At 72.7% G+C, this 24,142-nt stretch carries 19 protein-coding genes, 1 pseudogene and 1 riboswitch; of the genes and pseudogenes, 6 read left to right on the top strand and 14 right to left on the bottom strand.

Annotated elements, in window-relative coordinates; all coding sequences use genetic code 11:
• Positions 1 to 3: 3 nt before the first annotated feature.
• From ACFY93_RS09250 to ACFY93_RS09240, 3 genes and pseudogenes are all read right to left on the bottom strand, one after another.
• A complete protein-coding gene (locus ACFY93_RS09250) occupies positions 4 to 1,470 on the bottom strand; it encodes an exopolysaccharide biosynthesis polyprenyl glycosylphosphotransferase (protein ID WP_391355226.1) in 1,467 nt (488 codons plus the stop codon).
• A gap of 302 nt (positions 1,471 to 1,772) precedes the next feature.
• Positions 1,773 to 2,939, bottom strand: a pseudogene (locus tag ACFY93_RS09245) (glycosyltransferase); the annotation flags it as partial.
• 40 nt (positions 2,940 to 2,979) lie between these two features.
• A complete protein-coding gene (locus ACFY93_RS09240) occupies positions 2,980 to 4,116 on the bottom strand; it encodes a DUF3344 domain-containing protein (protein ID WP_391355223.1) in 1,137 nt (378 codons plus the stop codon).
• 285 nt (positions 4,117 to 4,401) lie between these two features.
• Between ACFY93_RS09240 and ACFY93_RS09235 the strand changes: the two genes are divergently transcribed.
• From ACFY93_RS09235 to ACFY93_RS09225, 3 genes are all read left to right on the top strand, one after another.
• Positions 4,402 to 4,641, top strand: coding sequence for a chaplin family protein (locus ACFY93_RS09235; protein WP_391355221.1), 240 nt, complete (start codon positions 4,402 to 4,404; stop codon positions 4,639 to 4,641).
• A 265-nt stretch (positions 4,642 to 4,906) separates the two neighbouring features.
• A complete protein-coding gene (locus tag ACFY93_RS09230; protein ID WP_391355218.1) occupies positions 4,907 to 5,770 on the top strand; it encodes a hypothetical protein in 864 nt (287 codons plus the stop codon).
• Positions 5,771 to 6,173: 403 nt separating this feature from the next.
• Positions 6,174 to 6,464, top strand: a complete 291-nt coding sequence (locus tag ACFY93_RS09225; protein WP_391355215.1) for a hypothetical protein — start codon at positions 6,174 to 6,176, stop codon at positions 6,462 to 6,464.
• A gap of 78 nt (positions 6,465 to 6,542) precedes the next feature.
• Here ACFY93_RS09225 and ACFY93_RS09220 read toward each other — a convergent pair whose 3' ends face one another.
• Together ACFY93_RS09220 and ACFY93_RS09215 are read right to left on the bottom strand one after the other, a co-directional pair.
• Positions 6,543 to 6,842, bottom strand: coding sequence for a chaplin family protein (locus tag ACFY93_RS09220; RefSeq protein ID WP_391355213.1), 300 nt, complete (start codon positions 6,840 to 6,842; stop codon positions 6,543 to 6,545).
• Positions 6,843 to 7,026: 184 nt separating this feature from the next.
• Positions 7,027 to 8,115 (bottom strand): HoxN/HupN/NixA family nickel/cobalt transporter, encoded by a 1,089-nt coding sequence (locus tag ACFY93_RS09215; RefSeq protein ID WP_391355497.1) that lies wholly within the window; start codon positions 8,113 to 8,115, stop codon positions 7,027 to 7,029.
• A gap of 28 nt (positions 8,116 to 8,143) precedes the next feature.
• Positions 8,144 to 8,403, bottom strand: a riboswitch (cobalamin riboswitch).
• 259 nt (positions 8,404 to 8,662) lie between these two features.
• Here ACFY93_RS09215 and ACFY93_RS09210 point away from each other — a divergent pair.
• Positions 8,663 to 9,022: a metalloregulator ArsR/SmtB family transcription factor gene (locus ACFY93_RS09210; protein WP_391355212.1), complete on the top strand. Its 360-nt coding sequence runs from the start codon at positions 8,663 to 8,665 to the stop codon at positions 9,020 to 9,022.
• Between the two features lie 14 nt (positions 9,023 to 9,036).
• Here ACFY93_RS09210 and ACFY93_RS09205 read toward each other — a convergent pair whose 3' ends face one another.
• From ACFY93_RS09205 to ACFY93_RS09165, 9 genes are all read right to left on the bottom strand, one after another.
• Positions 9,037 to 9,999, bottom strand: a complete 963-nt coding sequence (locus ACFY93_RS09205) for a TauD/TfdA family dioxygenase (protein ID WP_391355209.1) — start codon at positions 9,997 to 9,999, stop codon at positions 9,037 to 9,039.
• A 67-nt stretch (positions 10,000 to 10,066) separates the two neighbouring features.
• The gene (locus tag ACFY93_RS09200) at positions 10,067 to 11,017 is read right to left on the bottom strand and encodes an AEC family transporter (protein ID WP_391355207.1); all 951 of its coding nucleotides are present in this window, start codon (positions 11,015 to 11,017) and stop codon (positions 10,067 to 10,069) included.
• Positions 11,018 to 11,089: 72 nt separating this feature from the next.
• Positions 11,090 to 12,001, bottom strand: coding sequence for an aminotransferase class IV (locus tag ACFY93_RS09195; protein ID WP_391355205.1), 912 nt, complete (start codon positions 11,999 to 12,001; stop codon positions 11,090 to 11,092).
• 16 nt (positions 12,002 to 12,017) lie between these two features.
• Positions 12,018 to 12,842: a hypothetical protein gene (locus tag ACFY93_RS09190; protein ID WP_391355202.1), complete on the bottom strand. Its 825-nt coding sequence runs from the start codon at positions 12,840 to 12,842 to the stop codon at positions 12,018 to 12,020.
• Positions 12,839 to 14,755: an asparagine synthase (glutamine-hydrolyzing) gene (gene asnB / locus ACFY93_RS09185; protein WP_391355199.1), complete on the bottom strand. Its 1,917-nt coding sequence runs from the start codon at positions 14,753 to 14,755 to the stop codon at positions 12,839 to 12,841. Before asnB ends, ACFY93_RS09190 begins: the two co-directional genes overlap by 4 nt.
• Before the next feature lie 3 nt (positions 14,756 to 14,758).
• Positions 14,759 to 15,706, bottom strand: coding sequence for a peptidase (locus ACFY93_RS09180; protein WP_391355196.1), 948 nt, complete (start codon positions 15,704 to 15,706; stop codon positions 14,759 to 14,761).
• Positions 15,703 to 17,028 (bottom strand): ATP-grasp domain-containing protein, encoded by a 1,326-nt coding sequence (locus ACFY93_RS09175; RefSeq protein WP_391355194.1) that lies wholly within the window; start codon positions 17,026 to 17,028, stop codon positions 15,703 to 15,705. Before ACFY93_RS09175 ends, ACFY93_RS09180 begins: the two co-directional genes overlap by 4 nt.
• Positions 17,025 to 20,867, bottom strand: coding sequence for an amino acid adenylation domain-containing protein (locus ACFY93_RS09170; protein ID WP_391355191.1), 3,843 nt, complete (start codon positions 20,865 to 20,867; stop codon positions 17,025 to 17,027). Before ACFY93_RS09170 ends, ACFY93_RS09175 begins: the two co-directional genes overlap by 4 nt.
• Positions 20,868 to 21,285: 418 nt before the next feature.
• On the bottom strand, positions 21,286 to 22,506 hold the full coding sequence (locus tag ACFY93_RS09165) for an MFS transporter (protein WP_391355189.1): 1,221 nt from the start codon (positions 22,504 to 22,506) through the stop codon (positions 21,286 to 21,288).
• A 514-nt stretch (positions 22,507 to 23,020) separates the two neighbouring features.
• Here ACFY93_RS09165 and ACFY93_RS09160 point away from each other — a divergent pair.
• Both ACFY93_RS09160 and ACFY93_RS09155 read left to right on the top strand, forming a co-directional pair.
• On the top strand, positions 23,021 to 23,317 hold the full coding sequence (locus ACFY93_RS09160) for a hypothetical protein (protein WP_391355188.1): 297 nt from the start codon (positions 23,021 to 23,023) through the stop codon (positions 23,315 to 23,317).
• Positions 23,314 to 24,090, top strand: a complete 777-nt coding sequence (locus tag ACFY93_RS09155) for a hypothetical protein (RefSeq protein WP_391355186.1) — start codon at positions 23,314 to 23,316, stop codon at positions 24,088 to 24,090. The genes ACFY93_RS09160 and ACFY93_RS09155 overlap by 4 nt, the downstream gene beginning before the upstream one ends.
• Positions 24,091 to 24,142 lie beyond the last annotated feature (52 nt).

The following is a 24,142-nucleotide window of genomic DNA, read 5'->3' as shown; positions in this document are numbered from 1 at the left end:
GGCTCAGCTCCCCGTCGGGCGGACCAGTGTGGCGGCCGTGCGCAGCAGGATGCAGACGTCCTGCCACAGCGACCAGTCGTCGATGTACGCGTTGTCGAAGCGGCAGCGGTCCTCGATCGAGGTGTCGCCGCGCAGCCCCTGGATCTGGGCCAGCCCGGTGATGCCGGTCGGCATCCGGTGGCGGGCCGCGTATCCGGGGTGGGTCTGGCTGAACTTGGCGACGAAGTACGGGCGTTCGGGGCGCGGGCCGACCAGGCTCATGTCGCCCCTGAGGACGTTCCACAGCTGGAGCAGCTCGTCCAGCGACGAGCGCCGCAGGAACTGGCAGAACCGGCTCATCTCCCGCTCGTTCGCCACGCTCCACCGGGTCGCGGACTCGTGCGCGTCGACCGGGCGGTGGGTGCGGAACTTCAGCAGGGTGAAGGGCCGCCCGTCCTTGCCGACGCGCTCCTGCCGGAAGACGACGCCCGGCCCCTCGCTCAGCCGCAGCACCGTCGCGCACACCAGCAGCACGGGGCTGATCAGCAGCAGCAGCGCCCCGGACACGACGATGTCCAGGGCCCGTTTGCCGACGCCGCGCCGGGGCGGCAGCAGGTGCAGCCGACGGCAGGGGAACCCGGCGAGCCGTCCTCTCCCGCCGTCGTGCGGGGGACGGTGCCGGGAGCGGTACGAGGGGGTGTCCGCGTCGAGTTCCCACAGCGCGCAACCGGTCCGGGCCAGCTCCTCCAGCAGGGGGGCGCGTTCGATGTGCGGTTCCACGACGAGAACGGCGCGCACGCTGTTCTGGATGAGCGCCCGCTGCACCTCCTCGCCGGTGGTGAGCACCGGGAGCCCCTCGCCGCCGGCCGTTTCGGCGGACACGATCCCCACGGGGCGCACCCCGCACCGGGGGTGCCGCAGGACCGCGGAGGCCACGCGCCGGGCGGTGCCGACGGGGCCGATGACGAGGGCCGCGTCGGGGTGGCGTACGAGGGTGCGGCGCCGCCACGCGTGGACGGCTCCGCGCCCGGCGCAGCCCACCGCCGCCTGGAGCGCGCAGCCCGCGGCGAGTGCGCCGGCGGAGAGCGCGTGCGCCGGGTCGAGCGCGGCGACCAGTGCCGCCGGCACGCACCAGGCCACCACGGAACGCCCGCAGACGGCGGGCAGTTCGTCCAGCGGCGCCCGGGCGGCGGGCGCCTCCTCGGTCCGCGACAGGGTGGCCCGCGCGCTCAGCGCCAGCACCCCGAGCAGCAGGACGAGCACGAGGAGCGGGTGGTCCGCGGGGCGCGCCGACACGAGGGCGGCGAGCAGCGCCGCGCCGGTCTCCGCGGCGAGCAGCGGCAGCCCGGAAGCGCGCCGCGCCGGGCGCCGCGGTCCGCCGGGGAGTCCTGGGCTCTCGGTGATCCCCTGGGCCGGGATGACCGAGACGGGCGAGAATACGTGCTCCCGGGGCTGTCCGCCGGGGGAGGGAACGGTGCTTTCCGCGGTCACGGGTGGATGGACTCCCTGCACTCGGTGTCTTCCGCGCCTGCCGGGCAGTGCCGGGCGCCGTCGGCGCACCGGGTGCACCGCGCGCCTCGGACGTGTGCGAGGCGCGCCCGCCCGGTCTGCGTCTGCGCGGTCTGCGTCTGCTGCGTTGCGGGCTGGGACGGGGGTGGGGTGTGAGTGGCCGGTTCCGTACGCCTCGTGGGGGGCGCGTGCTCCGGTGGCAGCGCCGAGGCGGCGTACGGTGCGCACGCCGCCGAACGCGTCGCGAGGACGGGCGGCCCGCCCGGGCGGACGCCCCGGCGCGGCGCCCGCCCGGCGCGCCTCTCGCGCCCGGCCCGCTCCTCGGCCAGGAGTTCGCGGTAGAGGGCCGCGACGGCGTCGGCTGTGTGCCGTACGTCGTGTCCGGCCCGTACGTGACGGCGTCCCTCGTGGCCCAGGGTGTCGCGCAGCGCCGGATCGGCCAGCAGGCCGACCATGGCGCGGGCCAGTGCGGCGGGGGACCGCGGGGGGACGAGACAGTGCGGGCGCAGCCGTGCCGGCAGGCTCTCCCGGGCGCCGTCCACGTCCGTCACCACCACCGGCCGGCCGCAGGCCATGGCCTCCAGCGGGGCCAGCGCCATGCCCTCCCACCGGGACGGCAGGACGACCAGGTCGGCGGCCCGGTACCAGGGCACGGCGTCGGCGACCGGCCCCGCGAACAGCACGCCGGCGGGGGCGAGTTCACGCAGCCGTCCGGTGTCCGGGCCGTCCCCGACCAGCACGAGCCGGGCCCCCGGGATCCGCCGGGTCACCGCGTCCCACGCCGCCAGCAGCACGTCCTGCCCCTTCTGGGGGCACAGCCGTCCCACGCAGACCACCAGCGGGGCGGCGGGACCGACCCCGCCGAGCAGCTCGATCCCGGCCCGTGCGCTCCCGGCCGGGGCGGGGCCGAAGCGCGCGCAGTCGACACCGTTGGGGATCACGGCCCACCGGGCGGCGATCCCGGCGCGCTCGCCCCGCGCGCGCTCCGCCTCGCTCACGCACACCACCCGTGAGGCCCAGCGCGCCGACCGGCGCTCCCAGGCCAGGGCGAGGGACGCGGTGGTGCCGCCGACCGCCTCGAACGACCAGGCGTGCGGCTGGAAGACGGTCGGGACACGGCCCCGGAGCGCGAGCCGCGCGGCGAGCCCGGCCTTGGCGCTGTGCGCGTGCACCACGTCGGGACGCACCCGGGCGATCACCCGGGCGAGCCGCCGCACCTCCCCGCCGAGCGCCGGACCCGGCGCGCGCGTCGCCGCCCAGTGCCGTACGTCGCCGCCGAGCGAGCCGACCGCGCCGGCCAGGCCGCCGCCGTCCGGGCACGCCACCGTGACGTGCGTCCCGGCGGCCGACTGGGCGCGCACCAGGTCCGTCACGACGCGCGCCACGCCGCCGTCGACGGGCTGGGTGACGTGCAGGACGCGCCGGGGAGAGACGGTCGGTGGCATGGGCATGCGCGGCTCCTCGTTCACGGGGCGTGTACGCGGGCGCGCGTCAGCGCGTGGCGTCGACGGCGGCGAACAGCGCGCCGAACCAGACGGCGTCCTGCCGGGAGGCGAGCCGGAAGGCCAGCCCGTCGCCGCCGGACCGCAGCGCCGGGGCCAGGTCGAGGACGTCGGAGTCGTAGCCGAGGGTGTTCTCGTACGCGGGGATCCGCCACGGCTGGGCACCCGGCCCGCCGATCGTCGAGTCCAGTACGTCGTCGGCGGATCCCGCGGCGCCGCTCAGCGCGGTCGCGGCCCCGCCCCCGGCGGACACCGTGAGGCTGTCGCCGTCGCGGCCGCGGTCGCCGTCGTAGGCGACGAGGCCGACCTGCCCGCCGGCCCCGGCGGGGAACGCCAACGGCAGGCGGACGGTCTGCCCGGCGTCCGGTCCGCCGCGCTTCCTGCCCCGCTCCTCGACCGGGGCGAGCGCCGTGAAGCCGTCCCACAGCGCCAGCCGCCTGAGCGGCTCCGACTCCTTCTCGTACGCCACCACCAGCGTCCAGCCGCCCCAGGCGCCGGCGGCGGAGCGGCCCATGGCGACGTTGACCTGGGCCACCGTGTAGAGCCCCGGGCCGCTGGAGCGCACCAGCGCGGTCACGTCGGCCGACGCCTGGAACGCGTCGGCGCCTCCTGCCGCGCCCTGGTCCGGGGTGTGCCGCGCGACGGTGTCGGCGAGGACGGCCCGGTAGGAGCCGCCGGGCTCGGCGAACAGCACGCGCCCGTTGTCCGCCGGCGGCTTCTGCTCGCCGGCGCGCAGGTTGCCGCCCCAGTACAGCCGGGCGTACGCGACCCGTGCGCCCTGCGGCAGATCGAGGTGCGCGCGGCTGGAGTTGTAGGTGTTCGGGTCGTCGTCGACGTCGATGTACGCCATGTCGAAGTCGTCGTTCGCGGCGTCCCGGCCCGCACGCGCGGCCAGGCAGGGGTCGGCCGCAGGGAGTGCGGCCGCCGCCCGGCAGGTGATCGACGAGTTGGCCGCCCGGACGATCCCTCCGTGCCGCAGAGCCTGGTAACGCTCGGTGAATCCGGGGGGATCGGCTGCGGGCCCGCCCGGCGCGGCCGTCGCGAGACCGCCCGGAACGCAGAGGGCGGCGAGGGCGGAGCAGCCGGCCATCACACGGCGCAGCAGCGGACCCGGGGAATTGCGCATGACCGGCGGTGCCCTTTCGAGGAGCAAAGAATATGTGGACCAGATCAAGCCTTGACTGTTCTGGACCGATTGGGGCCTGAGTGCTTTCGGATGGCCCGGAAGGTGCGCCACATTAGCCGATCTCAACGCATATCGGGGAAAAGGGGCAACTGTGTCGGAACTGTGCAGGTTTGGAGCTTCGGAGATCACTCCTTCGGAGGCACAACCCCAGGGCCCGCCGCGCGTTGATTTCAGAGCCGGGCACTCACGCCCGGATGCTGTATCGATTCCAAGGAGCACTTCCCCATGTCGCGTATTGCCAAGGGCCTGGCCCTGACCTCCGTTGCCGCCGCCGCCGTCGCGGGCACCGCCGGTATCGCCGCCGCCGACAGCGGCGCGCACGGCGTCGCCAAGCACTCCCCGGGTGTCGTGTCGGGCAACGTCGTCCAGGCCCCGATCCACGTTCCGGTCAACGTCTGCGGGAACACCGTCACCGTCATCGGCGCCCTGAACCCGACGCACGGCAACCTCTGCGTCAACGACTGACGTCCGTCGCGGACTCTTTGCACCGGCCCGGCCGTCCTCCCCTCGGGAGGGCGGCCGGTTCGCGTTGCCCCGAATGGGGGGAAGTGGGTTCCTTCTCCGGGAACACCGCCCCACCAGGCAAGATGCCGGACGGGAGCGGACCGGGCGGCTACGGCGGGCGGTCGGACGGTTGCAGACGGCCACGGGCGATTCCACGGTGAAAACAGCCCAGGCGCCGTCGGACACGGCGTCCCGGGGCCCCGGAACCGTCGAAAGGAAACCTCCCATGCCTGCTCTGCCCGCACGGCGCATCGCGTCCTCCGCTCTCTGCGCCACGTTCCTCCTCGGGATCGCCGCTCCGGTCGCCATAGCGGCGGACAGCGACTCGGCACGTGGCCGCACCCACGCGGCGGCGCCCGTCCCCGGCGCGGACGCGCTCATGGCGCAGGTCCAGTCGCTGGCCGACGCCGGCGGTGTACTGATCCCCGTCTCCGACCTGCTGAGCGCCGTCCTCAAGGCGGACGACGGCAAGCTCGCGGCGGCCGAGGCGCAGCAGTACGCCCAGGCCGTCAAGGACGCCATCGCCAAGGTCCAGGCGTCCGACGGAGCCGTGCCCCCGACCGAGGCGACCGCCCCCGCGGCCGAGGCCACGCCCGCGAACCCCGCGACCCCGGCCGCCCCCGAGGCCCAGGCGAACCAGGCGACCCCGGCCACTCCGGCCGCCCCCGAGGCCCAGGCGAACCAGGCCGCTCCGGCCACTCCGGCCGACCCGACGAGCGCCCAGCCCGCCGCACCGGCGGCCCCGGCGGCCCCGGTCGCGCAGAGCGCGGAGGCCAAGGCGCAGCCCGCCGAGGCGACGACCATGGACGAGGCGCTCTCCTCCCTCCAGGACGCCGTCGACGAGCTGGTGGAGGCGATCACCTCCGGCGCGAGCGAGCAGGTGGCGCAGGAGGTCGACGACGTGATGACGGCAGCCGTCGACGTCGTCTCCACCACGGTCGCCGGCGATGCGGCCGAGCAGGGCACGGCCACCACGCCGAGCACCGCCACCACGCCGGGCGCCGCCACCACGCCCAGCACGGTGACCACGTCGCCGGGCACGGTGACGACGCTGCCGGCCCTGATCCCGGCGGCCCCGTCGGCCTCCTGACCCAAGGGAGCGGTGTCTGAGGCGAAGCAGTCGCCCGCCCCGCCGTGGGGGGGGGCCCCCCCCCCCCCCCCCCCCCCGGGCCCCCCCCCCCCCCCCCCCCCCCCCCCCCCCCCCCCCCCCCCCCGCGGGGGGTGTAGTTGGACATACCCCCCCCCCCCCCCCCGCCGGCGCCCCCCCCCCCCCCCCCCCCCCCACGGCTGTCTTATGCCACCCGATTCACCCGAGGCCGCCCGAGTCCCCCGCGTACCCCTGACGTGGGACGGGCCGCGGAAAACTTGCCCGCACGGGGTTTCCGGCGGGGCCGGGACTCGTTAACCAGAGCGCAGTGCGAGACCCGGCGCGTACGAGGCCGGGTCCGAGACAACTCCCTCCGGTGACACGGGTCGCCGAAGAAAGGAACACGATGAAGTCCCTGAAGGCCGCCGCCGTCGTCGCCGGGTCGCTGGTCATGGCCACCGCCGCCGCACCCGCCTTTGCCCAGGGCGTCACCGGTCTCACGCCGACCAGCCTGAACGGCGGCCTCGACCCGGTCGCCGGCGGCCCCCTCGACGTGAGCGGTCTCCAGTCCCAGCCGAACCTCCTGGACACGGAGAACCAGAGCTCCATGCTGCACTCCGTGAGCGGCGTGACGGACACCCTCAACGCGAACGGCGGCACGGGCCGCCTCCTCGGCGGGGTCCCCCTCAAAGGCTGACGGACCACGGCGTTCGTCCACGCGCGAAGCGGCCCCCGGCGGTCTGAACCGCCGGGGGCCGCTTCGTGTCCACGGCCGTCAGTGGCCGCGCTTGCCGTGGTTCTTGCTGTCGTGGTGGGCCTCGTGCCGGTCGTCACCGTCGTCGTTGACGCAGGTGTTGCCGAAGGCCGGGTCGAGCACGCCGACGATGTTGACGGTGTTGCCGCACACGTTGATCGGGGCGTGGATCGGGACCTGGACGACGTTGCCCGACAGGACTCCGGGGGAACCGGCGGCCACGGCCCCGGCACCCGCGTCCGCCAGGGCCAGACCGGCCCCGCCGAGCACGACGGCACCCGTACCGACAGCGACGACGGCTGCCTTCGCGATGCGAGACATCACGTTCTCCTTCTGACTCGGTGAGTGCGGTCGCGGGGGCGATCGCACTCCCCCTTCAACGCGCCCGCGCCCTCACCGGTCACGGCGTTCACCCGGGGGGACCAGCCCGTACGGACCGGGCCGGCGGCCGGGGGAGCGGGCGCCGCCGGCCGGTGCGGGGCCGGCCCCCGCCCGCCCGCCGGCCTCAGCTCCCGTCGGCGGCACGCACCGCCCACCGCTGCTCGACCTTGGCGAGCCGCCAGTACGCGAGGGCGGCCGCCCAGACGGCCACGAACAGCCCGACGATGATGAACCCGACGTTGTTGAGGTCGAGTTCGGCGATCCAGCCGGTGACCGCGTCGCTCAGGGCGAGCTTCTCGTGGAGCACCCCGACCAGTTCGATCGTGCCGATGACGAAGGCCACGGCGATGGACAGACCGGTGATCGTGAGGTTGTAGAAGACCTTGCGCACGGGGTTGGAGAAGGCCCACTGGTAGGCGAAGTTCATGAACGTGCCGTCCAGGGTGTCGAACAGGCTCATCCCGGCCGCGAACAGCAGCGGCAGGCACAGGATCGCGTACCAGGGCATCCCGGCCGCCGCGCCGCTGCCCGCCATCACCATCAGCGTGACCTCGGTGGCGGTGTCGAAGCCGAGCCCGAAGAGGAAGCCGAGCGGGAACATCTGGCCGGGGCGGCTGATGGACTTGGTGAAACGCCCCAGGATCCGGTTCATGAAGCCCCGCGAGTCCAGGTGCGACTCGAGCTCGGCCTCGTCGTACGTGCCCGAGCGCATCGCCCGGAAGACCCGCAGGATGCCGGTCAGGGCCACCAGGTTGAGGGCGGCGATGAGGTAGAGGAAGGACCCGGAGACGGTGGTGCCCATGACGCCGAGCGTCTGATGGGTGCTGGAGTCCTCGTTCATGATCCGGCCGGCCAGCTGGGTGCCGCCCGCGATGAGCGCGGCCAGCACCACCACCACGCTGGAGTGCCCCAGCGCGAACCAGAAGCCGACCGACACCGGCCGTTTGCCGTCGGCCATCAGCTTGCGCGTGGTGTTGTCGATCGCGGCGATGTGGTCCGCGTCGAAGGCGTGCCGCATGCCCAGCGTGTACGCGGTCACCCCCAGACCGATACCGAACGCCTTGGAGCCGACCTGGTAGTGCTCCGGCACCACCAGAAGGAACAGCACGCCGAAGGCGACGACGTGGAGGGCGGCGATCACCGCCAGCAGTACGGCGGTCCGGACGGTGTCCTCGCGCCGCCAGCGGAAGGAGACATGGTCGGGCAGGGTCATGGTGTTCACGCTCCAGCACCTCGTGGATCACTTCGTGAGATGCCGTGGCCGGTCTCCTGGCTGACGGGGGTCCGCACCGTCCCGCCTTCCCGGCCGCCTGTGAGGCGGCCAGTGGCCGAAGTGGAACGGGGCGCCCCGGGTCACGTCGTACGCGCGCGTGCCGACGCGTGCGTACGGACCTGGCCCCGAGGCCCGATCACAGTGGCGAGGGCCGCTCCGGCCTGGGCCCCTCCGACATCGAAGAGGCCGTCACCGGTCTTCCCGAACACCACGGCAACGCCAACCGTAGGCACCCGCGCCCTCCGCTGCAAAGCTGCGTACCTGCGCAGGTATCGAAGATCACATCGGGTTTGAAACGCCGAACGGCGTGCGGTACCCGGGCAGCTGACGGCCCGGCGGGCCGCGCCGCCGCCCGCCCCGCGGCTCCCGCCGGGCCGCAGGGCCCCGCGGAAGCCGGGCCGTGGCGGACGCGGAAGCCGGGCCGTGGCGGACGCGGAAGCCGGGCCGTGGTGGACGCGGACCGGCGCCCTGCTGCGAGGATGACGCCATGCACCTCGTCCCCGCCGAGCGCGCCGACCGCCGCTCCATCGACGGCCACCGGGTCTGTGACGCCGTCGCCGCCATCGGTGAGCCCGGGCACGTACGCACCTGGGCCGACCGTTTCTCCCTCCTCGCCGAACCGCACCGCCTCGCGCTGCTGCTCGCCCTGCACCGGGCGGGTCCGCTCGCCGTCTCGGACCTCGCGATCGCGACGGGGATGAACGACCCCGCCGTCTCCCAGGCCCTGCGGCTGCTGCGCACGGCGGGGATCGTGGCGGGAGAGAAGGACGGCCGTGTGGTGCGCTACCGGCTGACGGATTCACGCACCGGGGCGCTTCTCGACCACTGCGCGCCCGGCGCGGACTGAACGCGCCCCCCCGGCTACCAGGGCAGCAGCGGCTCGCCCTCGACGCGTTGCGAGACGAAGCCGGTCGGTCCCTTCGCCGGTTCGCCGAGGACCGTCACGCGGTGCATGACGCGGTCGGTGTCGAGGTGGCCGAAGTCGGTGGGGGCGAAGTGGCACGTGCTGCGGTTGTCCCAGAACGCGATGCTGCCCGGCTCCCAGCGGAAGCGCACGGTGAACTCGGCGCTGGTGAGGTGCTGGAACAGCAGGTCCAGCAGGTGGCGGCTCTCCAGTTCACTGAATCCGGTGACACGGGTCGTCGAGCCGGGGCTGACGAACAGGGCCTTCTCACCGGTCTCCGGGTGGACGCGGACGACGGGGTGCACCGCGACCTGCGGGTCCTCGCAGTAGATCTTGAGGATGCCGCGGTCGCGCTCGTCGGAGTGGCGCAGGTGGACCGCGCTGAAGAAGGCGTGCTCGGCGGTCAGCCCGTCCACGAGTGCGCGCAGCGGGGCGGAGAGGGCCTCGTAGGCGGCGACCGTGTTCGTCCACTGGGTGTCGCCGCCGAACTCCGGGGTCCGCTCGGCCCGCAGGATCGACAGGTCGGGCGGATTGACGGCCTGGGTGAGGTCGCTGTGCCAGCCGGCGAGCGGGGAGACCCACTTGCGGCGGTAGTGCTCCTCGAAGTCCGCGCCGTAGCGCTCGGTGTCGGCCTTCGGGTCGACGGTGAGGATCTCCGGGTGGCCCTCGGGATGCACGCCGTGCTTCGTGCCGGGGCGCCGGGTGAGGGCGCCGAAGCGGCGGCCGAAGGCGATGTGCCGGGCATGGTCGATGTCCTGGCCGCGGAAGAAGACGACACGGTGGGCCAGGACGGCCCGGCGGATCTCGGCCACCGTCGCGTCGTCCAGGTCCTCGCGCAGGTCGACGCCGGAGATCTCCGCACCGATGCGGCCGGCCACCTGCCGGACGTGTATTCGGGTGGGCTGCATGGTCTGGGGCACGGTTCTGCCTTTCGATGAGCGGTTGTCGATGGAGGGTTCGCCCGGGGCGCCGGTCCGGGGGCGGCCCTCAGGCGGTGTGCGCCACCCACTGCATCCACAGCGGGAGCAGCAGCAGCGCGACGACGGAGCTCTTCACCACGAGGGAGGCGGACATCTCGACGCCGACGTCGTAGCGCTGGGCGAAGATGAACAGGTTCTGCGGAGCGGGCATCGCGGCGATCAGGACCAGGTACTTCAGCCAGTCGCCCCCGACACCGAAGCCGTACCGGCAGACGGCGTAGGCCAGCAGCGGGAACGCCACACACTTGAAGGCGATGATGCACATCTCCTCCGCCGTGGTGCCGCGCACCTTCAGGCCCGACCCGCCGAGGTGCAGCCCGAGGGCGAACAGGGCCACCGGGGAGGCACTGTCGCCCACGAAGGCGAACGAGTCGAGCACGACCCCCGGCAGCCGCACGGGCAGCAGGTTGAGCACGATCCCCGCGTTGCAGGCGATCACCACCGGGGTCAGCAGGGAGGCGACGACGGCCGCGCCGAGCCGCTTCCCCGGCCCGCCGACGCGCTCCGGGCGGCCCAGTTCCATGATCGAGATGACGATCAGGGACAGCACGCAGACCTGGAAGAGCAGCACGGGGAAGATCGGTGCCGCGTTCCCGAACAGCATGATGAACACCGGTACGGCGAAGTACGCCGTGTTCACCTGGACCGCCGCCATGATGCGCAGGGCCACACCGCGCGGGTCGCGGACGCCGAACGCCCTGGCGAGCGCACCGGTCAGCACGGCCGCGACCAGGGCCGCGGACGCGTAACCGGTGATGGCCCGCCAGTCGAACAGGGCACCGAGATCGCTCGCGTAGATGTTGCCGAACAGGAAGCACGGCACCGCGAAGAGGAAGGCGTAGTCGGCGAAGACCTTGGAGCTCTCGGCCGGCACCACCTTCCGTCTCGCGAGGAGAACCCCGCAACCGAAGGCCAGCACCACCGGCGCCAGTTTCTCCAGAGCCTCTACCGCTCCCATGCACGTGCCCTTGCTCTCACGGCTCCCGGGTCAGGGGGCCTACTTCTTCGTTCGTCGCACCGGCCGGTGGTCTCAGGCCCAGGTGTCCGGGACCTGCACGTCGCCGCGGCCCGCGACCAGCTCCCGGTAACCGTGGACGACGCGCCGGATCACCTCGTTGCCGGCGAGGTCGTAGTGGTGCTCGTCTATCCGCGCGACGGGAAGGATCTCGCACGCGGTGCCGCAGACGAACGCGCCGTCCGCCTCCCCGGCGAAGGGGGGCGCCAGATCACCGACGGTGCACGCGATGCCCTCGCGCCGCGCGATCGCCATCACGCACGCCCGGGTGATGCCGTCGATCGTGCACCGGGTCGTCGGCGTGAACAGCGCGCCGTCCTTGGTGAAGAACAGATGGGCGCCGGTCGCCTCCACGAAGTCGCCCCGGTCGTCCAGGAGCAGCGCGTCGTCGTAGCCGGCCCGCAGCGCCTCGTTCTTGCTCACGGTCCCGATCATGTAGTTGCCGGCCGCCTTGCTCTTGACCGGCGCGCCCTCGGGGCCGGGTCTGCGGTAGCGCCCGGTCGTCAGGCGGATGCCCTTGTCGAGCGCGTCCGCCGCCGCGTAGTAGCCCTCCGGGAGCTCCCAGGCGGCCACGGACGTGTGCACGGACGTCTTGAGCGCGGCGGTCTGGATGACCTCCGAGCCCCGCCAGGCGTTCATGCGGATGTAGCCGTCGGTGAGACCCGCCTCCGTCACCACGTCGAGGGTGGCGGTGTGCAGGGCCTCGTCGTCGTGTTCGAGGTCGAAGTCGAGGACGCGGGCCGAGGAGCGCAGTCGCGCGATGTGCTGCCTCAGCATGAAGGGCCTGCCGCCGTAGACGCGGATGCCCTCGAAGACGCTGGAGGCGTAGTGCAGTCCGTGGCTGAGGACGTGCAGCGTGGCGTCGGGCCAGTCGACGAGCCGGCCGTCGTACCAGATCTTCCCGGTGCGCTGGTCGAAGGGGATCACGGTGCTTCCGTTCCGTTCAGAGCGCGAGGTCGAAGAGCTGGTGCTGGAGGTCGCCGACGAGGGCGACGAAGCGCCGCTGGTGATGGGTGAGGGCGCGCACCGAGACGCCGTGCAGCGCCAGCGGGTTGATCGGGTACATCACCAGGGTGTTGCTCCGGTACGGGACGGTGGTGACCTCCTCGACGTAACTCGGGTCGATGTCGAAGCGGTTGTCACCGTACTCGGAGGCGCTGGTGTGGAACTTGTGCGCCTGCGTCCGGTACTTGTACAGCACCAGGTCGCCCCCGACGGCGTCGTCCTCGGGCAGGCGCATGTAGAACAGGCCGCCGAAGAGCTTGTACGGCTTGTCGACGTGCGGGCCGCGGTAGGCCGAGGGCTTGCCGGTGACGGCCGAGTTGATGACGGCCGTGCAGTCCATGAGGATGTCGTGGGTGTCGAAGGTGTCCCGGCGGCGGCGGCCCACCCGCAGGTCGCGCAGCGGGCCGAGCTGCTCCTCGGCCTTCGGCAGGTTGGCGAGCAGGTCCTCCTGGAAGAGGTCGAGGAACTCCTCGTAGAAGGCGGGCGAGGAGTGGTAGGTGACGAAGTCCTTCCAGACCCGCGCCATCGTCTCGTCGCCCAGGATCATCTCGGACATGTAGTTGTAGCGCTCGTTCGACGTGATCGGCTTGCCGATCCGCTCACCGATGTACTCCGCGGTCGGCATCGACTTCGCCAGCGCGTCGTACAGGTCCTGCGGCAGCGCGTCGTGGATCACGATGTGCGGGAACGGGTCCCGGCGTATGTCGTCCTTGGTGACGCCGGCCAGGATCGAGGTGATGGCGGGCGTGGGCGTGTCGGTCATGATCGGCTCTCTCCTGCGGTCGGGAACGGGGTCGCGGACGGGGCTCGGGAAGTGGGCGTGGCCTGGGAAGCGGGCGGGGCGGGGGAGGCGGACGGGGCCGGGGAAGGCGGCAGGGGAAGCGTGAGGTGGCGCGCCGCCAGCCAGGTCTCCAGCATCAGCAGCGACCAGAGGGGCTCGGCGGCGTGGGCCCCCGGGCTCTCGGTCTGCAGACGGAACAGGTCGCGGACGGTGTCCTGCCGGACGTAGTCGCGGCTGCGGGCGCCGGGGCGGAGCAGGAGGTCGCCGATCATGTCGTACAGCGCCTCGCCCGGTCTGATCATCGCCGCGATCGGCAGGGTGAAGGGCTGTTTGGGGCGGTTCACGACGCTCGCCGGCACCCAGCGGCGGGCGGCCTCGGCGACCGGCGCCTTCACGGTGTCACCGACCACCTTGACGCCGGCCGGCAGCGCGTGCGCCAGTCGGACCACGGAGGGCTGGAGGAAGGGGATCCGGGCCTCCACCGAGTGCGCCATGCTCAGATGGTCGACACGCCGCAGGATGTAGTACGGGAAGCGCTCGTACTGGTCGTAGCGCAGCAGCGTCTCCAGCTTGCCCGCCCGGCCCGCGCGCACCCGGCGGTCGAGTTCGTCCCCGCTGCGGTCGCTGAAGAGGCCGCCCGCGGCCCGTACGTGCGCCAGGTAGTCCGGGGTGTAGAGGCGTTCCAGGGTCGCCGTCTGGGCGGCGGCCATGGTGCCCTGGTACGCGCGGTGCCAGGTGCGGGAGCCGTCCCGGTCGGCCTTGTGGTAGCGGGCGTACCCGGCGAACAGCTCGTCGGCCCCGTCGCCGGTCAGGGCGACCTTGAACCCGGCGTCGTGGACGGCCTCGAACAGCGCGTAGGTGCTCAGGCTGTGCGGGGCGTTGTTGGGCTGGTCGAGGTGGCGGACGAACCGCTCGACGAGTGCGGGGAAACCGTCCGGGTCGAGGAGCACCTGGTGGTGCCGGGTGCCGCAGTGCCGGGCGGCCTCCTCGGCGTAGTGGCGCTCGTCGGCGGGCCAGTCGCCCTTGTAGGCGATGTTGAAGGAGGCGACGTCGGGCCGCAGGTGCGCGGCCAGTGCCGTGGTGTAGCTGGAGTCGAGGCCGCCGCTGGTGATGACGCAGACGGGGACGTCCGCGTCGAGCATGCGGTCCAGCTCCAGGCGCAGCAGCTCGTCGAGCGTCCGCGCGGCCGAGGCGACGGTCGGCCCGCCGGCGGGCCAGTCGGGTTCGGCCGGTTCCGGCCGGGTGCGGGTGAGCGACAGCCGCCCTCCGGCGAAGGTCAGGGCCGATCCGGGCTCCAGGGTGCGGACGCGGGTGTGGACGGTGCCCGGTCCCCAGACGGCCCGGCCGCCGAGGTAGCGGTCGACGGCCAGCGGGTCGATCTCGTCCGGGAAGTCCGGGAAGCGGCCGAGCGCCCGCAGTTCGGAGGCGAAGCACAGGCGGCGGCCGTCCGCGGAGAGGTAGTAGTACAGCGACTTCATGCCGGCGTGGTCGGTGAACAGCTTCAGCACCGGCTCGGCGCGGCGGTCGACGACCGCGATCGCGAACATGCCCTCCAGACGGGAGACGAACGCGTCGCCGTACAGCTCGTACAGCGGCAGCAGCACATCGCCGTCGCAGTCGCCCTCGAAGGAGTGGCCCTGGCTGGCGAGTTCGGCGCGCAGTTGCCTGTGGTTGTACACCTCGCCGTTGAACACGCAGGCCAGCCCGCGGCGTTCGAAGGGCTGGTGCCCGTGGGCGATGCCCTGGATCGCGAGCCGGTTGGTGCCCAGCGCCCAGCCGTCACCGGCCCGCGCGGTCTGCTCGTCGGGCCCGCCCTCGCGCATCGCCCCGGAGACGGCACCCAGTACGTCCGGGCCGACGGGTTCGCCGCCGAAGCAGCCGTAGACACGGCACATGGGTCACACCTCCGTCCGGGGGCCGGCGCCGGCCGGTTCGAGGAGGCGCCGGGCGGTGCTCTGGCGGGCGGCGGGGTAGTGCCGGCCGAGGAACTCGACGACGATCTCGACCTGCCGCAGGATGTCGTCCAGCTGGGCCGGGGTCGGGCTGACGCCGTGTCCCTCCAGCGCGCTGTTGCCCGTCTTCAGGTAGACCGGCGCGGCGACGCGGACGATGTCGGGAGCCTCGTAGGTGCGGATGAAGCCGCCCGACATCCGGGGGTTGTCCACATGGCAGTCCAGCGGGATGGTCACCGCCCGGCGCAGCGCGGCGATCATCGGCAGCGTCAGGTCGCGGACCGGGTTGAAGCTGTTCGCGCCGAGCATCTCCAGCATCTGGGCGGACGCGGGGTTGCCCTGGCCGCAGTGCGCGGACACCTTGAGATGGATGTCGCCGGGCAGCTCACCGGCGGTGCGCAGCCGCCCCAGGACCCACAGCAGGCCCTCGTCGTAGACCACGAATCCGCGCACCCCGAGGTCGAGGCCGCGCTTGACGTCCTCGACGGCGCGCACGATCTGCTCCTGGCCGCGCAGCCGGTAGCCGATGCGGCTGCCCTCCGGCGTCTGCACGCTCGCCCCGATGTCGTACGAGGCGCGGGGGCCCACGGACATCAGGATCTCCGCCCCGTACTCACGGCCCAGCGCGACGTACTCGGCGATCTCCCGTGCCGTGTGCCGGTGCATGCCGCGGGTCTCGGTGACGCGGTTGACGGTGAAGCCGCGGCGGCGGCTCTCGGCGAGCAGGGTCTCGGCGGCCCGCGAGGAGTTGACCGTCGGCACCTCGATCCGGAAGTGGCCCCCGTCGGCGAAGGCCCCCTCCGAACCGGCGGCGCACTCCAGGTCCCCGTCCGGCAGTCCCAGCCGGGCGAGCTGGGCCCGGGTCTGCTCGTAGAAGGCGGTCGTGGCGGTCATCCGGTCACCTCGATACCGAGCCGGCGGGCGGTCCGCGCGACGATCTCCTCTGCGATGCGGATCGACTCCGCGCGGTCGGGGTGCACGACCTGGACCTCGCCGAAGTTGCCGAGGTTGCCCCGGCAGGGCCGGAGCATGTCGCCCTCCGGGAAGCGGACGGTGAGGGCGTGCAGGTGGTCGCCGTATTCGGCGGCCGCCCAGGCGAGATCGGGGACGCGGCCCGGGTTCGGCGCGGTGTCGGCGGCGCCGAACCAGCGGACGGTCGCGTACCGGTCGAACGCGGTGGGCCCCCGCTCGATCTCCTCGTTCAGATGGATGCGGACGAGCAGATCGAAGATGTCGGCGCCGCCCGCGAGCCGGAAGAGGTTCGGCAGACAGGAGCCCATGAGGCGCGGATTGAGCTCGATGAGCCGGGGCGTCCCGTCGTCGCCGAGCATGATCTCGACGTGGAAGACGCCGAGTCCCAGGCCGACCGCGCCGACGACGGCCTCGGCGAACTCCATGACGCGGTCGTGGTCGGCGGCGCTGATCCCGGCCGGGATGGTCGTGCCGGTCTCCAGCGCCTCGTGCCGGTGCCAGGTCGAGCGCTCGCTGACGGCGAGCCGCAGGAACCTGCCCCGCGCGAGGCCGAGTTCGGCGGAGACGAACCGCCCGCTCAGATACTCCTCGACCAGGACGCCCGCCTGGTGGGAGCCGTCCGCCGCCACCTGCCCGAGGACCTCGCGCAGCCGGTCCTCGTCGGCGACGACATGGACGCCCTCGCTGCCGGAGCCCCGGGCGGGCTTGACGACGACGGGGTACCCGGTGGAGGCCGCGAACGCGGCGGCCTCCTCGAAGTCCGTCACGACCGCGTGCCGGGTGCTGTCGATGCCCGCCGCCGCGAGGATCTCCCGGCAGCGGTTCTTCTGCTTCGCGGCCTCGGCGGCGCGCGCGTCGGTGAACGGCACGCCGATCTCCTCGGCGATCCACGCGACCGGGACCACGAGCGCGTCCACCGTGGCCACGAACCCGTCGACCGGACGCTCCCGGTGGATCTCCAGGACGCGGGCGCGCAGGGCGTCGGCGTCGGTGGCGTCCTTGAGGACGTGCACGTCGTCGACGAAGCGGGCGTACGGCGAGGTGGTGAAGTCGATGTTCTGGGACTGCTCCATCAGCAGGGAGCGGACGAGTGTCACGTGGTGGCCGAGCCGCTTGGCCGCCTCGAACGCCGGGGCGTTGCCGGCCTTCCACGTCACGAACACCACGTGCCGCCGGGGTCCGGCGGCTTCGCCCACCGGATCGTGCGGCTCTGTCGGCCCTGTCGGCTCTGTTGGCTCTGTCATCGCGTCTTCCTTGCGAATCGCTGGCCGATCCGGACGAAGCCCGGTATCTCGGTGCCAGGGGCGGGGATGAAGGAGATGGAACCGGCGAGGATGTTCTTCGCGGACATGGAGCTGAAACCGCCCGCGCCGGACAGCACGAGGTCGCCCTCGTCCAGCCGCAGCCAGGTGCCGTCCGGGGCGCGTTCGGAGTACTCGTAGCCCAGGTGGCCGGCGCCCCGCAGGACGTTCAGCCGGTAGCCGTCGGACTCGTACAGGCCCGCGCAGTCGTCGAGTTCCATCTCGAACGGCCGGCCGGTGCGGATCAGCCCCTCGCCGGTGAGGGCGCGCAGCAGGTCCTCGTAGAGACCGAACGCCGGGTAGGCGTTGGCGAGCAGCAGCAGGAAGGAACGCCGCTCGGGGAAGATCTGGACGAAGTTGTGGTGGCCGCTGCCGTTGGAGTTGAAGCCGAAGGCGGACGGCCCGAACATCAGCCAGCCCAGGCCCCAGGCGTGCATGAAGTGGTGACCGGGGACGGGGATCTGGGGGGTGCGCATCTGCTCGGCGAGTGGGGCGGAGAGCAGCCGCTCGCCGTCGGGGGTGACCCCGTCGTCGAGCGCGAGCCGCGCGATCCTCGCCAGCTCCTCCAGGGTGAGGCAGACGGAGAACGAACCGGCGGCGTCGTCGGCGACGGTCTGCCGCGGAGGGTCGTGCCGCGCGTAGCTCTTGGTCCGCTCGCTCCACACATAGCCCACGGAGACGGTGCTCCCGTAGTGGCCGTCCTCCGCCAGCGTCCCGGGGATGTTCTCGATGCCGAGCGGGGTGAGCATCAGCTCGTTGACGGCACGGCGCCAGGGGACGCCGAGCAGCCGCTCGATCAGCGCGGCGACGATGGAGGTGCCCACCGCGGAGTACGCGAACACCTCGCCCGGCTCGAAGAGCTGGCCGTAGCCGGCGAGTGTGCCGATGTACGCGTCGAGACCGGGCAGGTCGGTGTCGTGCCAGACCTCGTAGGAGTCGTCGACGCCGCTGGTGTGGGAGAGCAGGTGCCGCAGGGTGACCCGTACCGTGCCGCCGTCACGGCGCCGGAACGCCTCGGGCAGCACCTCGTGCAGGGGCTGGTCGAGACCGATCAGGCCCCGGTCGACGAGACGCAGCGCGACGAAGGCCAGCATCGGCTTGGTGATGCAGGTGACGCGCTGCCGGGTGTCCGCCCCGTACACGGCACCGGTGTCGGTGTCGCTGACGCCGTGGTACGTGAACTCCAGTGTGCCGTCGGCCAGAACGGCCACTCCGGCGCCGGGGACGCCGTGGCCGCGGGCCGACGCGTGCAGCGTCTCGGCGACGGCGGCCCGCCGGCCGGCGGCTCCGGTCGCGGCCGCCGTGCCGGGCGCCCGGTCGCGCAGGCGGCGCACCAGGGCGGCCTGGGCGGCGAGGGTGCGGTGCTCGTAGACCTCGGCGACGCGCACGGCCCGGCCCGCGGTGTCCGACAGTCGGGCGGCCAGCAGGTTGGCGAGCAGCGAGTGACCGCCCACGGAGAAGAAGTCCAGACCGGGGGAGACCTGGGGCATGCCCAGCAGATCGGACCAGACCCGGGCGACGGCGGTCTCGTCGGGGTCGTCGCCGGCCGGGGCGGCGGCCGGGGAGGCGGCGCCCGTCGGGGAGGCGGCGCCCGCACCCCAGTCGACGGGCCGGGCGGCGAGTGCCTTGCGGTCGACCTTGCCGTTCGGCAGCCGGGGCAGCCGGTCCTCGGTGATGATCCTGGCGGGCACCATGTAGTGCGGCAGCTTGGCGCGCAGGTGACCGCCCATCGCCTCGACGGTGACGGCGGCGCCGTCCAGGCCCACGTAGCAGACCAGCCGGGTGTCGCCCTCGGTGCGCACCGCGAGCGCGGCGATGTCGCGCGGGCCGACGACCTCGCGCAGCGCGGACTCGATCTCGCCGAGCTCGATCCGGAAGCCCCGGACCTTCACCTGGCTGTCCCCCCGGCCCAGGAAGCGCAGTTCGCCGTCCTCGGTCCAGCGGGCCAGGTCACCGGTGCGGTAGAGCCGGTTCCCGGGCACCCCGGTCAGGGCGGCCGGGGCGGGCACGAACGCGGCCGCGGTGCGCTCGGGGTCGTTGATGTAGCCGTCCGCGAGTCCGGCGCCGCCCAGGTGGAGTTCGCCGGTGGCGCCGTGCGGCACCAGCCTGCCGTGCGCGTCGAGCAGGTACGCGACCGTGTTGTGGATCGGCACCCCGATGGTGGGGGCGCCGGTAATGGGTCCGGTGAAGCACTTCCAGGTGGAGTACGTGGTGTCCTCGGAGGGCCCGTACAGGTTGAACAGGCGCCGGACGCCGGTGGTCTCGAACGCCGTGTTGACGAGCTCCTTGGAGAGCGGTTCACCCGCGACGTTCAGGACACGGGCCGACGCGGGCACCGCCGAGCGCTGGAGCAGCACGTTCAGCGCGCTCGGCACCGTGTTGACCAGGGTCGGACGCAGCCCGTCGTCCTCGGTGAGCGCGAGGACGTTGTCGACGACGACGACGCGGCCGCCACGGGTGAGCGGGGCCCACAGCTCGAAGACCGACAGGTCGAAGTTGAGCGAGGTGGAGAACAGCACCCGGTCCAGTTCGCCGGCCGTGTACGTGTCCTCGGCCCAGGCCAGCAGGGCCGCCACGTTGCGGTGGGTGACGATCACGCCCTTGGGCTGCCCGGTCGAGCCGGAGGTGTGGATGAGGTGCGTGGGAGCCGCAGGGCCGACCGTGATCGCCGGGGGGCCGCCGTCCTCGGCCGACGCCTTCTCCCACAGCTCCGTGAACGGGAGCGCGGTTACCCCGGCCGCGTCGAGCCCGCCCGGGGGCCGTTCGCCGTCGTGGACGACGGCGGCCAGGTCGGCCGTCGCGGCGATGGCGTTCAGCCGGTCCGCGGGATAGGCCGGATCGAGCGGTACGTAGGCGCAGCCCGCCTTGTGGATCGCGAGCAGCAGGGCGACGCAGCGGTGGGTGCGGGCCACGCTGACGCCGACACGGGACCCGGGGGCGATCCCCCCGGAGGCCAGCGCGCGGGCCAGGCGGTCGGCCCGCTCGTCGAGTTGCCGGTACGTCAGCACGGTGCCGCGCCACTCCACGGCGACGGCGTCCGGGGTGCGGGCGGCCTGGGCCTCGACGAGGGCGTGCACGGGGGTGCCGTCCGCGTAGGGGCGGGCCGTGCCGTTCACGCCGGACAGCAGGTGACGCGTCTCCCCGTCGGACAGCAGGGCCAGCCCGCCCACGGACGCGTCGGGACGCCGGGCGGCGTCGCGCAGCAGCGTGTCGAGGTTGGCGGCCATCCGGGAGATCAGCGCGTCGGTGAACAGCGCGCCGTCGTAGTGGAGGGTCAGGCGCGTGGCGTCCGGCGTGAGCCGGGCCTCCAGGAGCAGCGCGAAGCCGCCGGGGACGGCCTCGCCCGTGCCGTACGCGGCGTCGGTGCCGTCGAGTTCGACGAACCCCGCGCGCAGTCCGGTGCCCAGGTCGGCGGGGGCACCGGGGGCCGACGCCGCCGTCTCGCGGTAGCGGGCGCCGAGGGCGGCGGCGAGGGCGGGGAAGGCCAGGTTTTCCGCGGCCCGGGAGCGGACGGCGACGGGCCGGTCCGGTGGCGCCCCGTCCGTGCCGCCCGCACGCGCCAGGACGAGGTCGTCCTGGCCGCTGTAGCGGTGCAGGAGCACCGCGAACGCCGCGTGGAGCAGGTCCGGGGCCGTGGCGGCCCCCGCCGGGACGAGGCGGTCACCGGACCAGGAGTGCGTGACGGTGGCCGCCGCCCGTGCCACGCCGCCCTCGGTGTCCCTGACGGGTAACTGCAGGGCCGGTGCCGCGCCCGTCGGCGCGGCGGCGGAAAGGTCGCCCACTGTCGTGCTCCTCTCTTCGGATCCACTCGGCTCGTCGTGCCGCTTGTCGTGCTGCTGGCGTGCTGCTGTCGTGCTTTTCGTGCCGGCGTGCACCGGCCGCGGAACCTCGGCTTTCGGGCATGCCGAAGAGAGCCTCCGCGAAAGGCCGTTCCGCGTTTCTCGTCTCGCCGCGATGCGAGGGATTCGCGGCGACGTGCTCACAGCGATGTTCTTGCGATGACGTCTTTACGACGACGTATTCGAGACGGCGTCCTCACCGCGACGCGTTCTCGATTTCCCGCGTTCACTCACATCGGCGGGAAGTGCTGAACGTCTGGAAATACGTCTGCGGAATTCCTGGTCTGGTGAAAGGCGGTGCGCGCCTCTCGGTAGGGACGTGGACCTCAGGGCCGGCGGTCGGCGCGGGGCAGGCCGCCGGTCACGCCGTGAGGGGAGCCGTAGCCGCTTTCCTGTCGCGCTGGGCCCAGGCCGCGACCGAGGGCATGGCCGCACCGATCAGGGCGAAGCCGGCCGCCATGATCACCCAGCCCACCACCCCGTGCTCGATGGCGAGCCAGGTCAGCAGGGCCGGCGCGATCATCTTGCCGATGTCGGCCCCCATCGCGTACGTGCCCTGGTACTGGCCCTGCGCGTGCTCCGGGGCCAGCCCGAACGACATGCCCCAACTCCCCGCCGACTGCCGGATCTCGCCCAGGACGTGGGCCAGGGCACCCGCCAGCAGCAGAACGCAGGCGAGTACTCCGGAGGCCCCGTCGGTGAGGGCGAAGACCACGCAGGCGACCGTCAGGCAGAGGGAACCCGACCGGGACGCCTTCGCGGCAGCCGACGGCTCGTCAGTGCCTCGCGCCGCCCTGACCTGCAACAGCACCACGGCGACGGTGTTCGTGAGCAGGATGGCGGCGACCATCCAGCGCGGTGCGCCCGTGTGGCGCAGGACCCACAGCGGCAGGACGACGTCGAGCAGCAGGTTGTGCATGGACAGCAGCCCGTCGAGCACGACGAAGGCCAGGAACGGCCGGTCGCGCAGCACGACCAGGGCGGGCCCCGGGCGGGCCGGCTGAGGGGGGACCGGGGGCAGCAGCAGAGACAGCAGACCGGTGATCAGGTAGGTGGACGCGGTGAAGACCACGGCCAGCTCGTACGCCCGGACGGAGTCGAGGACGAGGAGCAGACCTGCGAGGGCGGCGCCGAGGGAGACGCTGACATTGGCGGTGGCCCGCAGATAAGCACGGACGGAGACCCGCTCGTCGGAGGGTACCAGACCCGCGACCATGGCCATACGGGCGCTGCGACTGGCGCTGTAGGCGATCGCCTGCACGCACACCACCAGCACGTACATGCCGAATCCCTGGACGGCGAGCAGTGCGGCGGTGAGGGGGCCGAGGGCGATGAACGACCAGATCTGCACGGCTCGCGGGCCGACCCGGTCGGCCAGATGGCCGGTCGGGGTGCTCACGGCTAGGGCGACCCCGGCGGCGAGGCCGACCCCGATCCCGAACCGACCGGGTGACAGATGCAAAACGGTGGTGGCGTAGACGGCGTTGAGCGCCATCCACAGGCCCTGTCCCAGCGTGTGCACCAGGGTGATGCCGGCGAGAGTGCGCGCCGGCCCGCGCACCGGAAGTAAGCGGCTCAGCATGGTCGGGCCGCTCCGTCGCCCGGACAGTGGTACGTCCGGCCCGGAGCGTAGGACGTCCGGCCCGGGACATGGGACGTCCGGCCGGGAAACCGGAGCCGGGCCCGGTTCTCTTCTTTCACACACGTCGCACACGTCAGGATCACTGACACGTTCCCACCTCTCGTTCAGCGCCATTGCCAACGACAAGATTCGGGAATTCCCCCGTAATCCGAAGCCAAGATCGTCGGCTTCGTGGCGTCTATCGAAACGGGATGCGCGCACCGTGTCCAGAAGACGGCCCTGTGATGCCCGTCACAATAAATAGCGTGACGGCGTGGCAGCAAATTCTTGAGAAAGTTCTGCGTTGGAATTGTCGGTGTTACCCCGGCTACCGGTGAGTAAGGAAAACCCGAGGAGTCGCCCTGCGTCGTGGCCGGGTGAGGTGGCCGGGGGTGCGGTCCGGCCGGGAGCGACGTCGCCGGGTCGATCGGATGTGACGCCGGAAACGACTTCCCCTCTGAGGTATTTAGGTACCATGGCGATGGAGGTGTCGACGATGACGACGGCGGCGAAGCCGGTACGCCAGTCCCCGCTGAAGGTGGACCCGGCGACGGACAAGTTGATCAGCCAGGGTGCTCATTTCCTGGGGCTGACGAAGAAGGACCTGGTGGCCGAGGCGGTCCGGATGTATCTGGAGCAGCGTCGTGAGGACTTGCGGTCCGGAATGGTGGAGGCGCTCAGTGTGCTGGATGACTCGCTGAAATCAGACGTGATGCTGCTGACCGGGCTGACCGCAGAGGAGATCGACGCGGTCGGGGGAGTCGACGAATGAGCGAACCCGGCCCGCTGCGCCCGGCCCGCCCGACGCTGCGCTGCTTACGCGAGGATGTGTGCCTCGCGATGCCGCCGGTCACGGTGCCGCTGGACGAGATCGACCATCCGGTGCTGGCCAAGGCGTCCGCGCAGTTCGCGGACGTGGACGCCAAGCACGAACGCATCCGGTCTGTGGACGACCAGGTGCTGTTCAAGGTCAAGGTGCAGCGATGGCGCGGCGCGGTGTGGCTGGACGCCGATCTGCCGTGGCTGGTCGCGGCGGGCCGGCGCGAGGACGGCTCGGGTGATGACTTCTATGCGGCGCTGGAGGCTGAGGGCCGCGCTGTCCGGGCTCGCTACAACGCGGAACATTCCGACGGACTGAAGACCGCGACACACACCGCTCACCTCCTGCCCGCACGCGAGGACCACGTCCGGTACCGCGCCGAGGCCGGTGTCCGCTTCGTGCGCCGCATGCGGGCGACTCTGCTGGACCTGGCGCACGCCACGCTGCGCGACGGCCGTGAGCACACGCGCGAGTTCGACACCTTCACCCTTGGTCTCCAGGTGCGTGCGGATGACGGCCACGAGACCTACCTCGCCGTCCGGATCACCGGCTCAGTACCGCCGAACCTGACCGTGCTGATCCTGCGCAATGTCCCCGGCTGCGAGGCTGAGGGCTGGTATCCGGAGTACGCCCTGCCGGAACGCGACCTGCTCCCGGCCGAACAGGCCTGGTCCAACCTGATGGACCCACGCGCGGCTGCGCAGGTACTGGACGAGGAGCGGTAGCGAGGCATCCGCCGGCGCGAACTGCAGCCCGATGTCGGGCAGGCATCCACGA

The organism is Streptomyces sp. NPDC008313 (assembly GCF_042956125.1).
Taxonomy (GTDB): Bacteria; Actinomycetota; Actinomycetes; order Streptomycetales; family Streptomycetaceae; genus Streptomyces.
Note: the sequence above shows the minus strand (reverse complement) of the source record. Positions and strands in the feature narration are given on the sequence as shown.

Coding starts and splice junctions, on each gene's coding strand:
- ACFY93_RS09240 (WP_391355223.1), bottom strand. CDS start 4,116: ATGCGCAATTCCCCGGGTCCGCTGCTGCGCCGTGTGATGGCCGGCTGC.
- ACFY93_RS09235 (WP_391355221.1), top strand. CDS start 4,402: ATGTCGCGTATTGCCAAGGGCCTGGCCCTGACCTCCGTTGCCGCCGCC.
- ACFY93_RS09230 (WP_391355218.1), top strand. CDS start 4,907: ATGCCTGCTCTGCCCGCACGGCGCATCGCGTCCTCCGCTCTCTGCGCC.
- ACFY93_RS09225 (WP_391355215.1), top strand. CDS start 6,174: ATGAAGTCCCTGAAGGCCGCCGCCGTCGTCGCCGGGTCGCTGGTCATG.
- ACFY93_RS09220 (WP_391355213.1), bottom strand. CDS start 6,842: ATGTCTCGCATCGCGAAGGCAGCCGTCGTCGCTGTCGGTACGGGTGCC.
- ACFY93_RS09215 (WP_391355497.1), bottom strand. CDS start 8,115: ATGACCCTGCCCGACCATGTCTCCTTCCGCTGGCGGCGCGAGGACACC.
- ACFY93_RS09210 (WP_391355212.1), top strand. CDS start 8,663: ATGCACCTCGTCCCCGCCGAGCGCGCCGACCGCCGCTCCATCGACGGC.
- ACFY93_RS09200 (WP_391355207.1), bottom strand. CDS start 11,017: ATGGGAGCGGTAGAGGCTCTGGAGAAACTGGCGCCGGTGGTGCTGGCC.
- ACFY93_RS09190 (WP_391355202.1), bottom strand. CDS start 12,842: ATGACCGACACGCCCACGCCCGCCATCACCTCGATCCTGGCCGGCGTC.
- asnB (WP_391355199.1), bottom strand. CDS start 14,755: ATGTGCCGTGTCTACGGCTGCTTCGGCGGCGAACCCGTCGGCCCGGAC.
- ACFY93_RS09180 (WP_391355196.1), bottom strand. CDS start 15,706: ATGACCGCCACGACCGCCTTCTACGAGCAGACCCGGGCCCAGCTCGCC.
- ACFY93_RS09175 (WP_391355194.1), bottom strand. CDS start 17,028: ATGACAGAGCCAACAGAGCCGACAGGGCCGACAGAGCCGCACGATCCG.
- ACFY93_RS09165 (WP_391355189.1), bottom strand. CDS start 22,506: ATGCTGAGCCGCTTACTTCCGGTGCGCGGGCCGGCGCGCACTCTCGCC.
- ACFY93_RS09160 (WP_391355188.1), top strand. CDS start 23,021: ATGGCGATGGAGGTGTCGACGATGACGACGGCGGCGAAGCCGGTACGC.
- ACFY93_RS09155 (WP_391355186.1), top strand. CDS start 23,314: ATGAGCGAACCCGGCCCGCTGCGCCCGGCCCGCCCGACGCTGCGCTGC.